Origin of the sequence: Amycolatopsis sp. lyj-109, assembly GCF_046548995.1 — a bacterium.
Lineage (GTDB): Bacteria > Actinomycetota > Actinomycetes > Mycobacteriales > Pseudonocardiaceae > Amycolatopsis.
In genome coordinates this window covers 650,914-665,758 of sequence record NZ_JAJPWR010000002.1, presented here as the reverse complement: position 1 = coordinate 665,758, position 14,845 = coordinate 650,914, and the positions used below count along the sequence as shown (strand labels likewise).

The window sequence follows — 14,845 nt, the reverse complement described above, 5'->3', positions numbered from 1 at the left end:
TCACGATCACGTCACGAACCACGGCCGCGCACCGAAAAGGTGTCACAACGGCGGATCGGGAAACGACCTGCGGACGTGATCGAATCCCTCCCGCTGCTCGGCGCCGGCGGTTGTCCCGCGCACGGCCTCGACTTCACCGCTGTGGACATCCGGACCACCGGCCTGCGCCCGGGCCGCGTCGTCGAACTCGCCGCGGTGCGGGTGCACGCGGACGGCTCGCTCGCCGGTGAGCTGTCGACGCTGGTGGACCCCGGCCCCGGGGTGCCGCTCGGCCCGGCGCTCGTGCACGGCATCACGCGCGGCGAACTCGACGGCGCGCCGCCGTTCGGCGAAGTGCTGGGGCCACTGCTCGACCTGTGCGCCGGCAGCGTGATCGTGGCGCACGACCCCGCCTTCGCCGGGTCGTTCCTCGACCGCGAGATCGGGGCCACCGGCGTCCGGGTGCCCGCCCTGCCGGGCGTCTCGGTGCCGGCGGCCGCCCGGTCGGTGGTGCGGCTGCCCAACTACCGGCCGGCCACCGTGGCGCACGCCCTCGGCGTGCCCGCCGGGCCCGGGTCGTCCGCGTTGTCGGGGGCGAGGACGCTCGCCCGGCTGGCGACCGTCCTGTTCGGGCGGTACGGCCTGACGTTCGCGTCGCCGCCGGTCTTCCCCGGCCTGCCGCGGTTCGCCGGCGGCCGGCTGCTGCCCCGCGCCGAGGAGCTTCCCGCCGAGCCGGGGTGGATGGCCGAGGCCGTCGAGCGGATCCCCGACGACGGGGCCGGGAACGCCTACCTGGACCTGCTGGCCGGCGTCGTCGCCGACCAGCACCTGACGCCCGGCGAGGTGACGGCCTTGGCCGCGTTGGCGAGCGAGGCCGGGTTGTCCGAAGCGCACGTGCGGTCGACGCACGAGCAGCTGGTGACCGCGTTGCGGCAGATCGCGGAACGGGACGGCGTGGTGACCGCGGCGGAAGCGCGCGAGCTGCGGCAGGTGGCGACCGCGCTCGGCGTCGCCGCCGCCGGTGACCTGCGGCCGGCTGCCGGTGGGAAACCGACCCGCGTGCTGGTGCTCGGCACCAGCGTGGCGGCGGACCGGTTGCGAGCCCGCGTCCTCGCCGAGGGCGTCCAGCTGGCCAAGAAGCTGACCGCGAGCGTCACCCACGTCGTGGCTGACGAGACTGTGCCCGCGAACGACCCCCGGCCGGCGCGGGCCGCCGAGCTGGGTGCCGTGCTGCTCGACGTCGGCGTCGCACCGGTGGCCCTCGGCTTCGACCCGCCGCCCGCGCAACCGGCCCTGGCGTCCGTGGTGTCCGCGGTGTCCGCGGCGACGTCGAAGCTGGTCGGCGGGCGGGTCCTGATGGGGATCGGGCTGCTGCTGATGTTCATCGTCGTCGTCGCGATGTTCGGGGGGACGCCGGTGGGTGCCGGGATCTTCTTCGCCGTGTTCGGGGTGGGGGCGCTGCTCGGCGGCTGGTGGCTCGCCGAGCCCGCGTCGCGCTAGCCTCGGTGCGGTGCCACGACTGATCCACTTGAACGGTCCGTCCGGGATCGGGAAGTCGACGATCGCGCAGACCTACGCCGAGCAGCACCCCGGGGTGCTGAACCTCGACACCGACCGGGTCGTCTGCCTGATCGGGGGCTGGCGGGACACCTTCTTCCAGACTTTCCAGGCCGCGCAGCTGCTCGCCGTCGCCATGGCCGAGACGCACCTGCGGACCGGGCACGACGTCGTCATGCCGCAGCTCGCCACCCGGGTCGCCGACGTCGAGCCGTTCGAGACCGCTGCCGGGAGGTGCCACGCCGAATACCGGGAAATCCTGCTCACCGCCGACAAATCCGTCGCCTGCGGGCGGTTCGCCGCGCGGGCCGCGGACGGCGCTGCCGCGACCAAAGGCGTCGACGACGTCGTGCAGGAACGCGGCGGGACGGCCCTGGTCGAACGGATCCACGACCAGCTCGCCGCCTACCTCCCGCAGCGGCCCGGCTGCGCCGTCGTGCGGACCGACGGGTGCGCCCGGGGACACCTACGACGCCGTGCTCGCCCACCTGCGCGCCGGCTGAGCGGGTCCGGTTCACTGGAGTCATGGCAATTCCGGAGCTCGCGCTGCGGCAGATCGAACGGTGGTGCGCGCAGCGCGTCCCCGAGCACCTCCAGGACCGGATCCGGGTCGAGTGCCGGACCCGGGGCCGCGCGGTGACCATCGTCGAATGCCGCGCGCCGTGGTCGCCGCAGGCCGGGCCCGACTGGACCGAGCAGAAGATCGCGCAGCTGCGGTTCGACGAGTTCGGGATCTGGTCGGTGTGGTGGGCCGATCGGAACGGGCGGTGGCTGAGCTACCCGGACGCGCCGGTCGCCAGCACGCCGCCCGCGTTGCTCGCCGAGATCGAACGCAATCCCGGCGGGGTGTTCTGGGGCTAGTACTACAGGGACACTTGTGCGCGCGACCTGGCAAAACCCGGCTGGCCGGTCTGCCGCAGCTGTCGTGAGGCGCATCAGCGCCAACCGCAGCGGCCAACTCACCCGAGTGCCCGGCGAGTTGGCCGTTCCGGTGCGTGAGTTGGCTGCTGCGAGCGGTGAGTTGGCCGTTCCTGTCCCGGCAGACCAGCCACCACGGCCACGCCGACCGAAGAACTGTCCCTGTAGTACTGGTCCTGGACGGTGGTCAGGCCGGCGGCGGGAAGCGGACCTCGTTGCGGTCGATCTTCGTGTGGGCCGCGGCGGCCAGGTCGACGCCGAGGCGGTCGGCCAGCTGCAGCAGGTACAGCGTGACGTCGGCGATCTCGTCCAGCACCTCGGCTTCCAGCGCCGGATTCTCGCGCCACGCGTCGGATTCTTCGGGGGTCAGCCACTGGAACAGCGAGGTCAGCTCGCCGACCTCGCCGGAAAGCGCCATCACGAGGTTCTTCGGGGTGTGGTACGGCTCCCAGGCGCGGGCCGCCGCGAAGCCGCGCAGCCGCTGGGTCACGTCGTCGAAAGTCACGGCGCGATTATCCCGGTGGTCACGCTGCGCTAACGGCCGTATGGCGGATTGGCGTTGACCGGTAAATCTCTCACTCAATAGGTTGAACTTCGTCGGGATTCTTGCGGGGACCAAGGCTGGGAAGGGAACGTCTTGAAGTACCTGCGATCCGTCCGCGGCCGCATGCTGGGCATCGCGTTCATCCCCGGCGGCGCGCTCGTCGCCGTGGCTGTCGTGATCGCGATTCTCCTGATCCACCAAGCGGTTCGGACCCGGGACATGGCCGTCGAGACGGCGACCGCCGCCGACCGGACGGCCCGCGCGGTGGTCGCGCTGCAGGGCGAGCGGAGCGCGGCGATGGCCGCGCCCGAGCAGCGGAGCGCCGCGTACGCGAATTACACCCAGCGGATCGAGTCCGCCATCGCCGGGCTGCGCGACTACGCGCGGCACGCCCCGGACGCCGAATCCGCCTACCAGCAGACGACCGCCGTCGAGCTGCTTTCCGTCGCCGAGGGCATGGATCGCTCCGATTCCCTCGCCCTGGCCGGGCTGGACGATGTGACGCGGGGATCTTTCACCTCCGCCGTCGCCTCCTACCGGGCCGACCTGGCCCGCGTCGTCCCCCAGCTCACCGAGAGTGGCCGGATGGCGTACGAATCGCTCACGCGCAGCGCCGAATGGAGCAGGCTCGCCGCCGCCGAGAACGCTTTCACCGCCGCCGAAGCGCTTCCGGTCGCCGAGCACGCTTGGCGCAGCGCCGCCTACTCCGTGTCCGCTCAGCTGGGCCTGATGTACACGCAGCAGAGCCAGTACGCCGTGCAGCTGACGCTCGACGACGGCCGCCGCACCCTCGCCGGCGCCCTCGCGGCGGGGACGGCGCTCCTGCTGTTCGCCGGGCTCCTGATGGTGGTGGTCCGGCGGCTGGTGGCGCGGGTGCCGGTGCCCGTCGTGCCGATCATGGTGCCGACCGTGCACCCGGCCATCCCGCTGCCCCGACACGCACGGTCACGACGGCCGGGACTCCCGGATCCGTGGCCACTGAAAGCCGTGTTCGACGACTTGCGACGCCAATGAACTGTTCACGCAAAGTGACTGATTACTCCGAAAAGAGCACGCGGTTGGCCCACACGCGTGGCCACGGCCGTCGGGCACACTGGTGCGCGTGAGTCCCCACTCGGATCTTCGCCCCTACCTGCGCACTTTGGACGCGGAGACGCTGGCGGACCTGCTGCACGCCCAAGCCGAGCGCGATCCCGAGCTGCGGCATTCGCTCGAACTGCGCGCGGCCACCCAATCCGGTGACGTCAGCGAGGCGCACCGGCTGCTCGACACCGCGGTCACCGACGGGAACGTCGAGTACACCGCCAAGATCGGCGCGGTCCTCGACACACTGCAGCGGATGCTCGACGCCGGCAGCCGCGCCGACCTGGCCCCGCTGGCCCGGCGCACGGTCGACGACATCAGTGAGGTGCTGGAGCAGTCCGGCGACCACCCCGGCGACCTGGCCGACCGGCTGGACCGGGCCGTGGAGCTGTACGCCCGCGCGTGCGCCGCCCGGCCGCCGGACCCGGAGAAGCTGGCCGGCTGGATCCTCGAGGTCGAGTTCGACGGCCCCGGCCGCCCGGTGATCGACCTCGCCGAGTTCGCGACGGCGCTGGGCGAGCCGGGCCTCAAGCGGATCAAGTCCACTGTGGACGACGTGCTCGCGGCGAACGGGCCGGGACACCGCCGCGACGTGGCCGAACGGCTGCGGGAACAGCTGGCCGAGGTGCTCGGCGACGTCGACGAGCTGGTGGCGATCCTGTCGGCCAAGCCGCCGCGGGTGGACGTCAGCCTCAAGATCGTCCGGGTGCTGCGGGCCGCCGGCCGGCACAGCGAGGCCATCGCACACGCCGCCCGCGCGCTCACGCACGACAAGAATCCGCCGGCACCGGAGCCGGAAAGCGAAACCGCCCGCCGTCGCAAGGAATTCGACGCCAAGCCGGATCGCGAGACGTTCGCCGCCCTGCGCGAGGCCGCGACGGCCGACGGGAAGTGGACGGTGCAGCGCCGGGACGCGCTGGCGTGCCTGCGCGAACGTGCCGCCGAGGGTGTCGAGCAGGCGGACGAGCTGGTCCGGGTCCTGCTGGACGACGGCCGTCCCGACGAAGCCTGGCGAGCTTGTGTCCGATTCGGCGCGTCCGCCGAGCTCAAGCTCGAACTGGCGGAACAGCGGGCGGCCGAGCACCCGGCCGAGACGATCCCGGTCTTCCGCGAGCACGTCGACGAGTTGATCGAGCGCAAGGATCCGCAGGCCTACCAGGACGCCGCCCGCCGGTTGAAGCTGTTGCGCACCTTGCACAAGCGAGCCGAGACCTCCGAAGAATTCACCGCTTACCTGGCTGCACTGGTGGAAAACCACCGGCGGAAAACCCGTCTGATCACGGAAATCCGGGCCGCCAGGATCGCCATGCCAAAGGCCGTAACCTCCCCGCGCGCACCTCGTTGACCCAGTCGAACCGGTGTTTCACGTGCACCGGGACATCGTGAACGCGCCAGGCGTCGCGGTGGCCCGGTTCCGTCGTCCGGCTCGGCGCCTCCCCGCCGGGCACGCGGCGGGACCCGCGCCAGGGCCACCGCGACCCGTTCGCGGTGAGGTGAAAGCATGAAGCCATGAGCCCGGTCAGTCGCGCCCGCAAGAAGCCGCCGCAGCCCGTCACCCACAGCGTGACCGGCCTGTTCAAGGACGTCCTGAACGACTTCTCGGCGCTGGGCGCCGACCCCGCGCCGGTCGACGTCGAACTGCTCGCCTCCGAGGTGCTCGGCCAGTTCCACGACGTGCCCGTCGAGGCCGGCGAAGAGCCGCTCGGCCTGGAGCTCATCGCCTTCGCGCAGCGCAAGATCACGCCCGGTGCCGCCGCGCTGCTGGCCGCGCTGAAGGTTGTCGCCGAGACCGACGTCGAGCGCAAGGCCGCCGACGCCGGGCTGCAGGTTGTCCTCGGCCGCGGGATCCCCGCACCCACCTGGGCCGACGGGCTGGGCCGGGCCACCGCCGGCGAGTGCTGGCGGACCGGGGACGTCTACGGCGACGAGTCGTCCCTGCTCTGCGTCTTTTCCCACGGCGACCAGGCATACGGCCTGCTCGCGCTGCTCGACTTCACCGAGGGCGGCCGGGTGCGGGACCTCGTCGTGATCGACGGGCCGGCCGATGTCGTCGCCGAGATGCGGGAGCAGTCCGACGCCGATCCGGAGCTGGTCCTCTTCGAGGCCGTCGACCCCGCCGAGGCCCACCGCCTGATCGCGGACGGCCTCGCCGCCACCGACCACCTCGACGAGGCCGACGTCAGCGAGGACTACGCCCGCTTCCACGCGGTCGCGCTCACCTGGTGCCGCGCGCTGCCGGAGCCCGCGCTCGTGCCCGAGGTGGCCGAGTGGTCTGAGACCGAGCGCGCCGCCGTCGTCGAGCAGTTCGTCGCGGCGAGCGGTGAAGACGCCGACGCCGCCCGCGCGCTCGGGGGCCTGCTGCTGGAGCATGGCCTGCGCACCGACCCGGGCAACCCGCTGCGCGTCGGGCCCGAGAAGATCGCGCGGTTCCTCGAAGGGCTGCTCGGCGAGGAGTACGAGCTCGACGCCGACCACGAGGACGCCGTCGAGCCGGTCGTGCTGGCCTGGGTGCAGTGGACGGGCGAGCGGGCGCACCTGACCGAGACCGCGATCGCCGCCCTCGACGAGGCCGTCCAGGACTACCTGAGCGAGTACGCCGACGAGGACGACTCCCCGCTGGAGCGCTACTTCGCCGACACCGGCGACCTGTCGCCGACCGAACTGGCCGACGCGCTGGAGCGCCGGATGTTCGCCGTGCCGTCGCTGACCACGGAGATCGACGAGGAAGAGGTCGACCTCGACCCGACCGACCCCGACCAGCGCCGCGCGCTCGTCATCGCCGAGGCCGACGAGGACGAGGAAGAGCAGCGGCTGATCCTGCGCGCGACGATCGTCGACCAGCTGTGGGACAACGAGCCCGCCGAGGTCTGGCCGGCCGTCGAACGCCTGCAGGAGGGCGAGCTCGACCGCGGCGAAATCTTCGAGCAGCTGATCGACGCGCTGGAAAACAGTCTCATCGACGCGGAAAACCTCGAATACGACGCCGACGCCTACCTCGAGGCGCTGGCCGAGCTCTGACCCGCTAGGGGAGGGGGCCTGCCGGTTCGGCGGGCTTCCCCTTGCGGCGGCGCTCCTGCAGCCGGTCGTCGAAGTCGACGACGAACGTTCCGGCGGCCATCGCGATCAGCAAGGCCAAACCGAGCACCGCACCGACCCACGTGAGGATCATCGTGAACATCGTGGGCCTCCTCCCCAGCTCAGAGCCGTTTTCCTGACTCCTTCAGGGTCGCTTTCACCGCAGCCGCCCGGTATCGGCCAACCGGTTACGGCTGAACGGCCCGCCTCGGCCGATCGGCCGGATTCCGGCGCGGAGAGTCGCGAGCCCCCGACGAATCGTGCCCGCCCACTCGCTGAGCGTGCGAATGTGCGGCATGTGGGTGACGAGGCCAGTCACCACCGTCGTGAGTGGTAATTAGGGTTCTAACCCGAATTACCACTCACGAGAGCCGCGGCAGGCCACTCACGCGCGGGTCAGAGCTTGCGCAGGCGGACGCGGTTGATGGTGTGGTCGCAGTCCTTGCGCAGCACCAGGGTCGCCCGTGGCCGGGTCGGCTTGATGTTCTCCATCAGGTTCGGCTCGTTGATCGAGTGCCACAGGTGCCGTGCCTCGGCGCGGGCCTCGTCGTCGGGCAGGCCGGCGAAGTGGTGGAAGTGCGACGCCGGGTCCGCGAACGCCGTGTGCCGCAGTTCGAGGAACCGCTCGATGTACCAGCGCTGGATGTCGTCGGTGTGCGCGTCGACGTAGATCGAGAAGTCGAACAGGTCGGAGACCATCAGCCGCGGCCCCGGCTGCAGCACGTTCAGGCCCTCGAGGATGAGGATGTCCGGCTGCTGCACCACCTGCTCCTGACCGGGCAGGATGTCGTAGGCCAGGTGCGAGTACACCGGCGCGGTGACGCGCTCGGCGCCCGACTTGACCTCCGTGACGAACCGCAGCAGCGCGCGACGGTCGTAGCTCTCCGGGAAGCCCTTGCGGTGCATGATCCCGCGCCGCATCAGCTCGGCGCGCGGGTGCAGGAAGCCGTCGGTGGTGACCAGGTCGACGCGGGGGTGGTCCGGCCAGCGGGCGAGCAGCGTGCGCAGGATGCGGGCGGTGGTCGACTTGCCGACCGCCACGCTCCCGGCGATGCCGATCACGAACGGGACCTTCGTGCCGCGGGAGTCGTCACCGAGGAACGTCGTCGTCGCCTCGTAGAGCCGCTGGCGCGCGGCGACCTGAAGGTTGATCAGGCGGGACAGCGGCAGGTAGACGTCGGCCACCTCGGCCAGGTCCACCTGCTCGCCGAGGCCGCGCAGCCGCAGCAGCTCGGGCGCCGTCAGCGGCAGCGGAGTCGAGCTCCGCAGTTCTTTCCATTGTTCCCGGTGCAGCTCGACATACGGGCTGAGTTCGCGAACCCGGGTCATCGCACACTCCTCCGGCCGTCGCCTGCACTGGCGGACGTTCACCTGCGTGATTAACGGTAGGGCTTACGGCTGGTGAAAGCGCTGTGACGTAGTCCACCCCCCATTCGGGGTTGATCACCGAGCGTCACGGGTTTTCGAAGACCTCGGCCCAGGCCGCGGCGACCTGCCGGGCGCAGGTCGCGGGGGCGACGCCGCCGACGCCGGTGCCGAGCCCCGGCATCGCGATCGTGCCGACGAACTCCCGCACCGGGCCGTGGTCGAGCCGGCCGTCGCGCCACGTCAGGAACACCGCGCGGGCCGCCAGGTACGGGTGGACGGTGTCGGCGGGCAGCCGTTCGCCGGGCTCCCGCATGGTCGGTGCGCTGATCAACCAGGCCGGCTCGGCTTCGCCGGTCGGCACCACCACGGCGTCGCCGATCGGCAGCTCACCGCCGTGGAAGGCCAGGACGGCGCTGCGGACGCTCTGCTCCACGCCCGGGAACGCCCGCGCGTAGACGGCGTCGATGCCGCCGCGCATCCAGCCGTAGGAGTTGGCCGGGCTGACCACGGCCTGGGCGACGACGTCGAGCACCGACCCGCGGTGCACCCGGACCCGGCCGGCCAGTTTCTGCGCGGCGGCGGTCCAGGCATCGGCGAGTGGGTCATCGACGGCGCACAGCACCAGCTCCGGTGTGCGAGGGGCGAGCGGCGGCTTGGTGCCCTCATGTCCGGTGTGCGTGCCCGATTCGGCGGTCACGCCCTCAGCATCGCAAAAAATGCCACCCGGCGTAACCGGTTCCCGTACCGGCTGTCCGAGTGAATGTCGCCACGGCCAGGCCCCGTAGCCTGGGTGCTGTGTCACGGATCGCATACTTCGGCCCCCGAGGGACCTTCACCGAACAGGCCGCGCGGGTGCTCGCCGCCGGCGAAGAACTGATCCCGGTCGAGACCGTCCGGCTCGCGATGACGGCCGTCCGCAAGGGCGAGGCGGACGCGGCGTGCGTCCCCATCGAGAACTCGGTCGAAGGCGTGGTGCCCACCACGCTCGATGCGCTCAGCGAGTCGACGCCGCTGGTCGCCGTCGCCGAGACCATCCTGCCGATCCACTTCAGCGTGCTGACCCGGCCCGGTGGCGGCGAGATCCGGACCGTCGCCAGCCACCCGCACGCGTTGGCCCAGGTCCGCGAGTGGCTCGAGGGGAATCTGCCGGGCGCGCACCCGGTGGCGTCGTCGTCGACGTCCGCCGCCGCGGTCGGCGTGCTGGAGGGCGACTTCGACGCGGCGGTCTGCGCACCGGTCGCGAACGAGCACTACGGCCTCGAGGTGCTGGCCACCGAGGTCGCCGACGTCACCGACGCGGCGACGCGGTTCCTGCTGGTCCGCGCGCCGGGCGAGCTGCCGGAGCCGACGGGCGCGGACCGGACGTCCGTGGTCGCCGCGGCCACGAACCGCACCGGTACCCTCGCCGAGCTGCTCACCGAGCTGGCCAGCCGCGGCATCAACCTGACCCGGCTCGACGCCCGGCCGACGCGCAGCAACTTCGGCGAGTACCGCTTCTTCATCGACTTCGAGGGCCACGTGGCCGAGCCGCGGGTCCTCGACGCGCTGACGGCGTTGCGCCGGCACTGCCGCAACCTCCGGTTCCTCGGCTCGCACCCGCGGGCCGACGGGACCCGCACCACGATCGAGCAGGGCTTCGGCAACGACGACTTCGTCGAAGCGGCCGTGTGGGCCGACGCGGTCCGCAAGGGGGACCTGGCGTGAGGCTGCTGCTCATCCGCCACGGGCAGACCGACGGGAACGTCCGTGGCGCGCTGGACACCGCCCTGCCCGGCCCGCCGCTGACCGACCTCGGCCGCCGGCAGGCGGACGCTCTCGCGGCGCGGCTGGCGGAGGAACCGCTGGTCGCGGTGTACGCGTCGCAGGCGACGCGCGCCCAGCAGACGGCGGCGCCGCTGGCCGCGCGGTTCTCCCTGGACGTGCAGGTCGTCGACGGCGTGCACGAGGTCGTCGCGGGCGACCTCGAAGGGGCGACGGACCACGCGTCGATCCGGACCTACATGGACACGGTCCGGCGCTGGACGCTCGGCGAGCTGGCGCCGTCGCTGCCCGGCGGCGAGAACGGCACGAGCGTGCGCACCCGGATGCTGGACGCGGTCGGCCGGTTGCGGGCCAAGCACGAGCAGGCCGACCCGGACGGCGTGATCGCACTGGTCAGCCACGGTGGCGCGATCCGGCTGGGCGCGGAATGGCTGGCCCCGAACGTGCACGCGGACGTCGCCAACGCGGCGCTGATCCCGAACACCGGGCTGGTGGAGCTGGTGGCGCAGCCGGACGGTCGGTGGCGGTGCCTGACCTGGGTCGACACGCCGCTCTGAACGCCACGAACGTGTGATCCTGTCACGTTTAGAACACGTTCGGTGGGGAATTTACGAAAGCAGCCAACCCGCCCGCGACCCGGTACGTCTACCCCAGTAGCACCACACCAGGGAGGCGATTGACATGAAGCTTTCACGGTTGTTCCCGGTCGTCGCGGCCTCGGCGGGAGTCCTCGCGCTCTCCGCCTGCGGCGGTGGCGGTACCACGAACGCGGCGAGCAGCTCCACGGCGTCGACGGCGTCGACGGCGTCGTCCTCGGAGACCGCCACCACCACGGTCACCACCGCCACGTCGAGCCCCGCTTCGACCCCGGCCGCCCAGCCCGCGGACAACGGGCTGTGCAAGTCCGGGGACGTCAAGCTCTCGCTCGGCCAGGGTGACTCGGGCGCCGGCTCGACGTACCGGCCGCTGCTCATCACGAACTCCAGCGCCAAGCCCTGCACCATCCAGGGGTTCCCCGGCGTGTCCTATGTGGCCGGTACGGACGGGCACCAGGTCGGCAAGGACGCCTTCCGCGAAGGCACCAAGGGCAACGCCGTCAAGCTGGACCCGGGCCAGACCGCGGCCGCCGACATCCAGTTCGTCAACGTGCGCAACTACGACCCGGGCACCTGTCAGCCGACGCCGGTCAAGGGCCTGCGCATCTACCTGCCGCAGGAGACCGCGTCGAACTTCGTGCCGAGTGACGGCACCGGCTGCGCGAGCACGAAGATCCCCGGCAACCAGCTCGCGGTGAAGACGGTCCACCCCGCTTAGATGCGGCCGCAGATCTCCTTGGCCTCGGTCAGGTGCCGCTGGCCGGAGATGTCGTTGAAGTGCAGGCTCAGCACCATCCGGCTGACGCCGTCGATGTGATCGGCCAGCGGCTGGTAGTTCGCGTTCACCTGGGCGGCGGCCGCGGACAGCTCGCGCGCGGCCATCATCCGGTGCAGCCGCTCCGAGCTGAGGCTGGGCGTCAGCGACGGCCGCGTGTCCCGGCTCGTGTCGGGCAGCTCGCCCACGCGGTCGAGCGCCTGGCACGCCGCGACGGCGTCGTCGAGCGCGCCGGCGTGCACCCCGGACAGTCCCCACAGGAGCCCGAGCACGCTGCCACCCAGCACGAACCCGGCCACCGCGGACAGCACGAGCAGCCGGCGTGACGGCGGGGGTGACTTGGACTCGGCCTCCTCCGAAGACTCGTCGAAGTCGGGATCGGCGTCGGTGCCGGTCCCCGGGTCCACGGTGCGCATGACTGCCTCCTCACCACCTGGGTGAGGAGCTATTTCAGCTCACATTCCCGGATCGTGGTGCGTCAGGGCCGCGGCTGAGTCCGATTTGTCACCGAGGGAGAAGCGCCGCAACGCGCCGAACGCGAACGCGGCGACCGCCAGCATCGCCACGCCGGACACCGCGAAGGTCCGCGCGGCCGAGCCGAGCCGCTCGGTCAGCACGCCGCCCAGCAGCGCGCCGAGCGGGATCGCGCCCCAGACGACCGTGCGCCACACCCCGAGCACCCGGCCGAGCAGCTCGCCGGGCACGAGCGTGTGGCGGGCCGTCGCGAGCACGACGTTCACCGCCACCACCGCCGCCGCGAACAGCCCGAACAGCGCCGCGCCCACGACCGGCGAGCGCACCAGGCCCATCCCGCCGAACCCGAGGCCGCAGCAGACGATCCCGCCGGTGACGACCGGGAGTCGGCCGGCCGCTCGCACCAGCCGCGGGGCGACGCCCGCGCCGAGCAGCCCGCCGATCCCGCCCACGAAGGCGAAGAACCCGAACGTCGCGTCGGACAGGTGGAGGTCCTCGAGCGCGTACAGCACCAGCTGCGCCTGTGCGAGCTCGCTGACCAGGCTGAGCAGCCCGGCGACGACGACCAGCCGGAGCAGCAGCGGGTGCCCGCGCAGCCAGCGCAGGCCTTCGGCGAGCTCGGTGCGGAGTTTCGCCGGTTCGACCGGCGTCTCCGCTTTCGCGCGGTAGGTGCCGGCCAGCCCGAGCAGCACCGCCGCCGCGATCGCGAAGCCGGCGGAGTTGAGGATGAACGGGAAGGCGGCGAAGAGCGCGAACGTCAGGCTGCCGACCGGGCCGCCGAGGAACGTCTGGCCGACGATCTCGCAGGCCTGCAGCTTGCTGTTGGCCGCGTCCAGTGAACCGTCACCGACGACCGCCGGGATCAGCGCGTTCGCCGCGCTGTCCGCGATCGTCTCGGCCGTCCCGATGATCAGCGCGGTCAGGTAGACCAGCCAGATCGTGCTGCCGCCGGCGGCGACGAGCACGGCCAGCGCGCCGACGGCGGCGGCCCGGGCGGTGTTCGCGACGATCATCGCGCGCCGCCGGTCGATCCGGTCGACCAGCGCGCCGGCGACCGCGGCGAACAGCAGCCAGGGCAGGAACTGGGTGGCGGACAGCCCGGCGATGAGCACCGGATCGCGCGTCAGCGTCGTGGCCAGCAGGGGTAGGGCCACCTTGCCGATGCCGTCGCCCAGGTGGGACGCCGCGCTCGACGTCAGCAGCCACGTGAGTCTCCGCGCGTTGTCCATCGTCGCCCCCGGCACACATCGCAGTCACCCAGCTACTTCGGGTAACAGGATAAGGGGTGCCGTCACCCGATCGTGGTCACGTATTACTACTGGGTGCGCTCAGCCCCAGCCGAGCTCGTGCAGCCGGGCGTCGTCGATGCCGAAGTGGTGGCCCAGCTCGTGCACGACGGTGATGAGGACCTCTTCGACGACCTCGTCCTCGTCTTCGCACATCGACAGGATCGGCTGCCGGTAGATCGAGATCCGGTCGGGCAGCACCCCGCCGTACGACGACGTCCGCTCGGTCAGCGCGATGCCGTGGTAGAGCCCGAGGATGTCCGGGGCCTCGTCGTTGAACTCTTCGACGAGCACGACGACGTTGTCCATCGCGCGCGCGAACTCGGGCGGCACCTCGTCCAGGGCTTCGGAGACCAGCTCTTCGAAGCGCTCCCGGCTCATCTCGACCGGCATCAGCCGCCCTGCTTCGCCGTCGTCGGGGCGGAACCCGGCGTGGCCGGGCCACCGCCGCCATCGGACGGCGGGCCGCCGTCGGGGGCCGCCGGGGCGCCCTTGAGGCTGCCGGTCACCGCCTGCAGGCCGCTCTTGTCGGGCAGGGCCGACGCGACCTTGCAGTTGACCTTGGCCGAGCCGGCGTCCCAGCTTTCCTGCTCCCGCAGGTCCCAGGTCAGGATCAGCTTCTTCGCGTCGAGTTCGGCGCCGCCGCTGTAGACGAGAGCCGCCCTGTTGCACTCGGTGTCGAGCCAGGCCTTCTGGTCGTCCTGCGACGGGTAGGCGTCCTTGAACTTCGACTTGAGGTCCAGGGTCGCGACGATCTCGTACGAGTGCGGCTTCGTGCAGTCGATCGGATCGCCGACGCCCTTGCCGAGCAGCGCCAGGCAGGTGCCCGGGTCGAAGACCAGCGACTGGTCCTGCTCCTTGGCCGGCCCGGTGGTCGGCAGCAGCTTGCCACCGGAGCCCGCCCACTGCAGGCCGCACCGCAGCTGGCGGTCGCCGTCCTCCCACTGTGACGGCGTCGGGCGGAGCAGGTTCGTCGTGAGCTTGCCGTACGGGTCGAGCTTGTGCCCGAGGTACGGCTTCACGTCCGCGGTGCATTTCTGCTGCGCGATCTGCTGCCACTGGTCGAGCGACGGGACGGGCGCGCCCTCCGGGAACTGGGCGCCGATGTCCACGAGCGTGGTCACCTCGAACAGGTGCGGCTGGGTGCAGGCCACCTTGCGTGCGTCGCTCGCGTCCGGATTGTCCCAGGTCAGGCAGCTGCCAGGCGGAGAGTGGAACGCCTCCTGGGCCGCCGCGGACAGCTTGCCGGCGCCGCCGCCGGCCCCGCCGGTGATGCCGTCGCTCCACGAGAACACGACGCTGAGCGCGAGCGCGATGAGCGCGCCCGCGAAGATCCCGCCCATCACGACGCGAGTACGCAACGTCTGCGTGGCGGTGGGGAACCGATCGGCGCTGGAGGACATCGCAGTCCATGATGCCTGCGTCGCGC

Annotated in this window: 17 protein-coding genes; 9 read left to right on the top strand and 8 right to left on the bottom strand. The window is 71.8% G+C overall.

The features are described from left to right. Positions 1 to 75 precede the first annotated feature (75 nt). The 3 genes from ACLJQF_RS07025 to ACLJQF_RS07015 are packed head-to-tail and all read left to right on the top strand — an operon-like array spanning position 76 to position 2,397. Positions 76 to 1,479, top strand: coding sequence for an exonuclease domain-containing protein (locus tag ACLJQF_RS07025; protein ID WP_410607370.1), 1,404 nt, complete (start codon positions 76 to 78; stop codon positions 1,477 to 1,479). A gap of 10 nt (positions 1,480 to 1,489) precedes the next feature. Beyond that, positions 1,490 to 2,176, top strand: a complete 687-nt coding sequence (locus tag ACLJQF_RS07020) for an AAA family ATPase (RefSeq protein ID WP_410607369.1) — start codon at positions 1,490 to 1,492, stop codon at positions 2,174 to 2,176. Then, positions 2,173 to 2,397 (top strand): DUF3024 domain-containing protein, encoded by a 225-nt coding sequence (locus ACLJQF_RS07015; RefSeq protein WP_410607368.1) that lies wholly within the window; start codon positions 2,173 to 2,175, stop codon positions 2,395 to 2,397. Before ACLJQF_RS07020 ends, ACLJQF_RS07015 begins: the two co-directional genes overlap by 4 nt. A 244-nt stretch (positions 2,398 to 2,641) precedes the next feature. Here ACLJQF_RS07015 and ACLJQF_RS07010 read toward each other — a convergent pair whose 3' ends face one another. Then, positions 2,642 to 2,959 (bottom strand): nucleotide pyrophosphohydrolase, encoded by a 318-nt coding sequence (locus ACLJQF_RS07010; protein WP_410607367.1) that lies wholly within the window; start codon positions 2,957 to 2,959, stop codon positions 2,642 to 2,644. Between the two features lie 132 nt (positions 2,960 to 3,091). On the opposite strand from ACLJQF_RS07010, the gene ACLJQF_RS07005 reads away from it, so the two are divergent. The 3 genes from ACLJQF_RS07005 (at position 3,092) to ACLJQF_RS06995 (ending at position 7,099) form a co-directional block, all read left to right on the top strand. After that, on the top strand, positions 3,092 to 4,012 hold the full coding sequence (locus tag ACLJQF_RS07005; protein ID WP_410607366.1) for a nitrate- and nitrite sensing domain-containing protein: 921 nt from the start codon (positions 3,092 to 3,094) through the stop codon (positions 4,010 to 4,012). An 88-nt stretch (positions 4,013 to 4,100) separates the two neighbouring features. After that, positions 4,101 to 5,426, top strand: a complete 1,326-nt coding sequence (locus ACLJQF_RS07000) for a hypothetical protein (RefSeq protein WP_410607365.1) — start codon at positions 4,101 to 4,103, stop codon at positions 5,424 to 5,426. Between the two features lie 164 nt (positions 5,427 to 5,590). Then, positions 5,591 to 7,099 carry a hypothetical protein gene (locus tag ACLJQF_RS06995; protein WP_410607364.1) on the top strand — a complete coding sequence of 503 codons (1,509 nt, stop codon included), beginning with the start codon at positions 5,591 to 5,593 and terminating at the stop codon, positions 7,097 to 7,099. A 4-nt stretch (positions 7,100 to 7,103) separates the two neighbouring features. On the opposite strand, the gene ACLJQF_RS06990 is transcribed toward ACLJQF_RS06995, so the two are convergent. The 3 genes from ACLJQF_RS06990 to ACLJQF_RS06980 form a co-directional block, all read right to left on the bottom strand. After that, complete coding sequence (locus ACLJQF_RS06990; protein WP_285987652.1) at positions 7,104 to 7,259, bottom strand: hypothetical protein; 156 nt, start codon at positions 7,257 to 7,259, stop codon at positions 7,104 to 7,106. 293 nt (positions 7,260 to 7,552) lie between these two features. Continuing rightward, positions 7,553 to 8,485, bottom strand: a complete 933-nt coding sequence (gene coaA / locus ACLJQF_RS06985; RefSeq protein WP_410607363.1) for a type I pantothenate kinase — start codon at positions 8,483 to 8,485, stop codon at positions 7,553 to 7,555. A 124-nt stretch (positions 8,486 to 8,609) separates the two neighbouring features. Further along, positions 8,610 to 9,221 (bottom strand): macro domain-containing protein, encoded by a 612-nt coding sequence (locus ACLJQF_RS06980; protein ID WP_410607362.1) that lies wholly within the window; start codon positions 9,219 to 9,221, stop codon positions 8,610 to 8,612. Positions 9,222 to 9,319: 98 nt separating this feature from the next. Here ACLJQF_RS06980 and pheA point away from each other — a divergent pair, with 98 nt between their 5' ends. From pheA to ACLJQF_RS06965, 3 genes are all read left to right on the top strand, one after another. Continuing rightward, positions 9,320 to 10,228, top strand: a complete 909-nt coding sequence (gene pheA / locus ACLJQF_RS06975; protein WP_410607361.1) for a prephenate dehydratase — start codon at positions 9,320 to 9,322, stop codon at positions 10,226 to 10,228. Continuing rightward, positions 10,225 to 10,842: a histidine phosphatase family protein gene (locus tag ACLJQF_RS06970; protein ID WP_410607360.1), complete on the top strand. Its 618-nt coding sequence runs from the start codon at positions 10,225 to 10,227 to the stop codon at positions 10,840 to 10,842. The genes pheA and ACLJQF_RS06970 overlap by 4 nt, the downstream gene beginning before the upstream one ends. 118 nt (positions 10,843 to 10,960) lie before the next feature. Continuing rightward, positions 10,961 to 11,599 (top strand): DUF4232 domain-containing protein, encoded by a 639-nt coding sequence (locus ACLJQF_RS06965; protein ID WP_410607467.1) that lies wholly within the window; start codon positions 10,961 to 10,963, stop codon positions 11,597 to 11,599. Here the strand turns inward: ACLJQF_RS06965 and ACLJQF_RS06960 are convergent. The 4 genes from ACLJQF_RS06960 to ACLJQF_RS06945 all read right to left on the bottom strand — a co-directional run bounded on the left by ACLJQF_RS06960 (position 11,596) and on the right by ACLJQF_RS06945 (position 14,819). Beyond that, positions 11,596 to 12,072 carry a hypothetical protein gene (locus ACLJQF_RS06960; protein WP_410607359.1) on the bottom strand — a complete coding sequence of 159 codons (477 nt, stop codon included), beginning with the start codon at positions 12,070 to 12,072 and terminating at the stop codon, positions 11,596 to 11,598. The genes ACLJQF_RS06965 and ACLJQF_RS06960 overlap by 4 nt on opposite strands. Before the next feature lie 39 nt (positions 12,073 to 12,111). Further along, entirely contained in the window at positions 12,112 to 13,359 is a 1,248-nt protein-coding gene (locus ACLJQF_RS06955; protein WP_410607358.1) for an MFS transporter, read from the bottom strand. A 99-nt stretch (positions 13,360 to 13,458) separates the two neighbouring features. Further along, complete coding sequence (locus ACLJQF_RS06950) at positions 13,459 to 13,809, bottom strand: metallopeptidase family protein (protein WP_372667721.1); 351 nt, start codon at positions 13,807 to 13,809, stop codon at positions 13,459 to 13,461. Continuing rightward, positions 13,809 to 14,819, bottom strand: coding sequence for a septum formation family protein (locus ACLJQF_RS06945; RefSeq protein WP_410607357.1), 1,011 nt, complete (start codon positions 14,817 to 14,819; stop codon positions 13,809 to 13,811). The genes ACLJQF_RS06950 and ACLJQF_RS06945 overlap by 1 nt, the downstream gene beginning before the upstream one ends. Positions 14,820 to 14,845: the final 26 nt, after the last annotated feature.

Bases quoted from the DNA above. Each gene is read 5' to 3' on its own strand.
- ACLJQF_RS06960 (WP_410607359.1), bottom strand. From the start codon at position 12,072: ATGCGCACCGTGGACCCGGGGACCGGCACCGACGCCGATCCCGACTTC.
- ACLJQF_RS06950 (WP_372667721.1), bottom strand. From the start codon at position 13,809: ATGCCGGTCGAGATGAGCCGGGAGCGCTTCGAAGAGCTGGTCTCCGAA.
- ACLJQF_RS06945 (WP_410607357.1), bottom strand. From the start codon at position 14,819: ATGTCCTCCAGCGCCGATCGGTTCCCCACCGCCACGCAGACGTTGCGT.
- coaA (WP_410607363.1), bottom strand. From the start codon at position 8,485: ATGACCCGGGTTCGCGAACTCAGCCCGTATGTCGAGCTGCACCGGGAA.
- ACLJQF_RS06955 (WP_410607358.1), bottom strand. From the start codon at position 13,359: ATGGACAACGCGCGGAGACTCACGTGGCTGCTGACGTCGAGCGCGGCG.
- ACLJQF_RS06990 (WP_285987652.1), bottom strand. From the start codon at position 7,259: ATGTTCACGATGATCCTCACGTGGGTCGGTGCGGTGCTCGGTTTGGCC.
- ACLJQF_RS06995 (WP_410607364.1), top strand. From the start codon at position 5,591: ATGAGCCCGGTCAGTCGCGCCCGCAAGAAGCCGCCGCAGCCCGTCACC.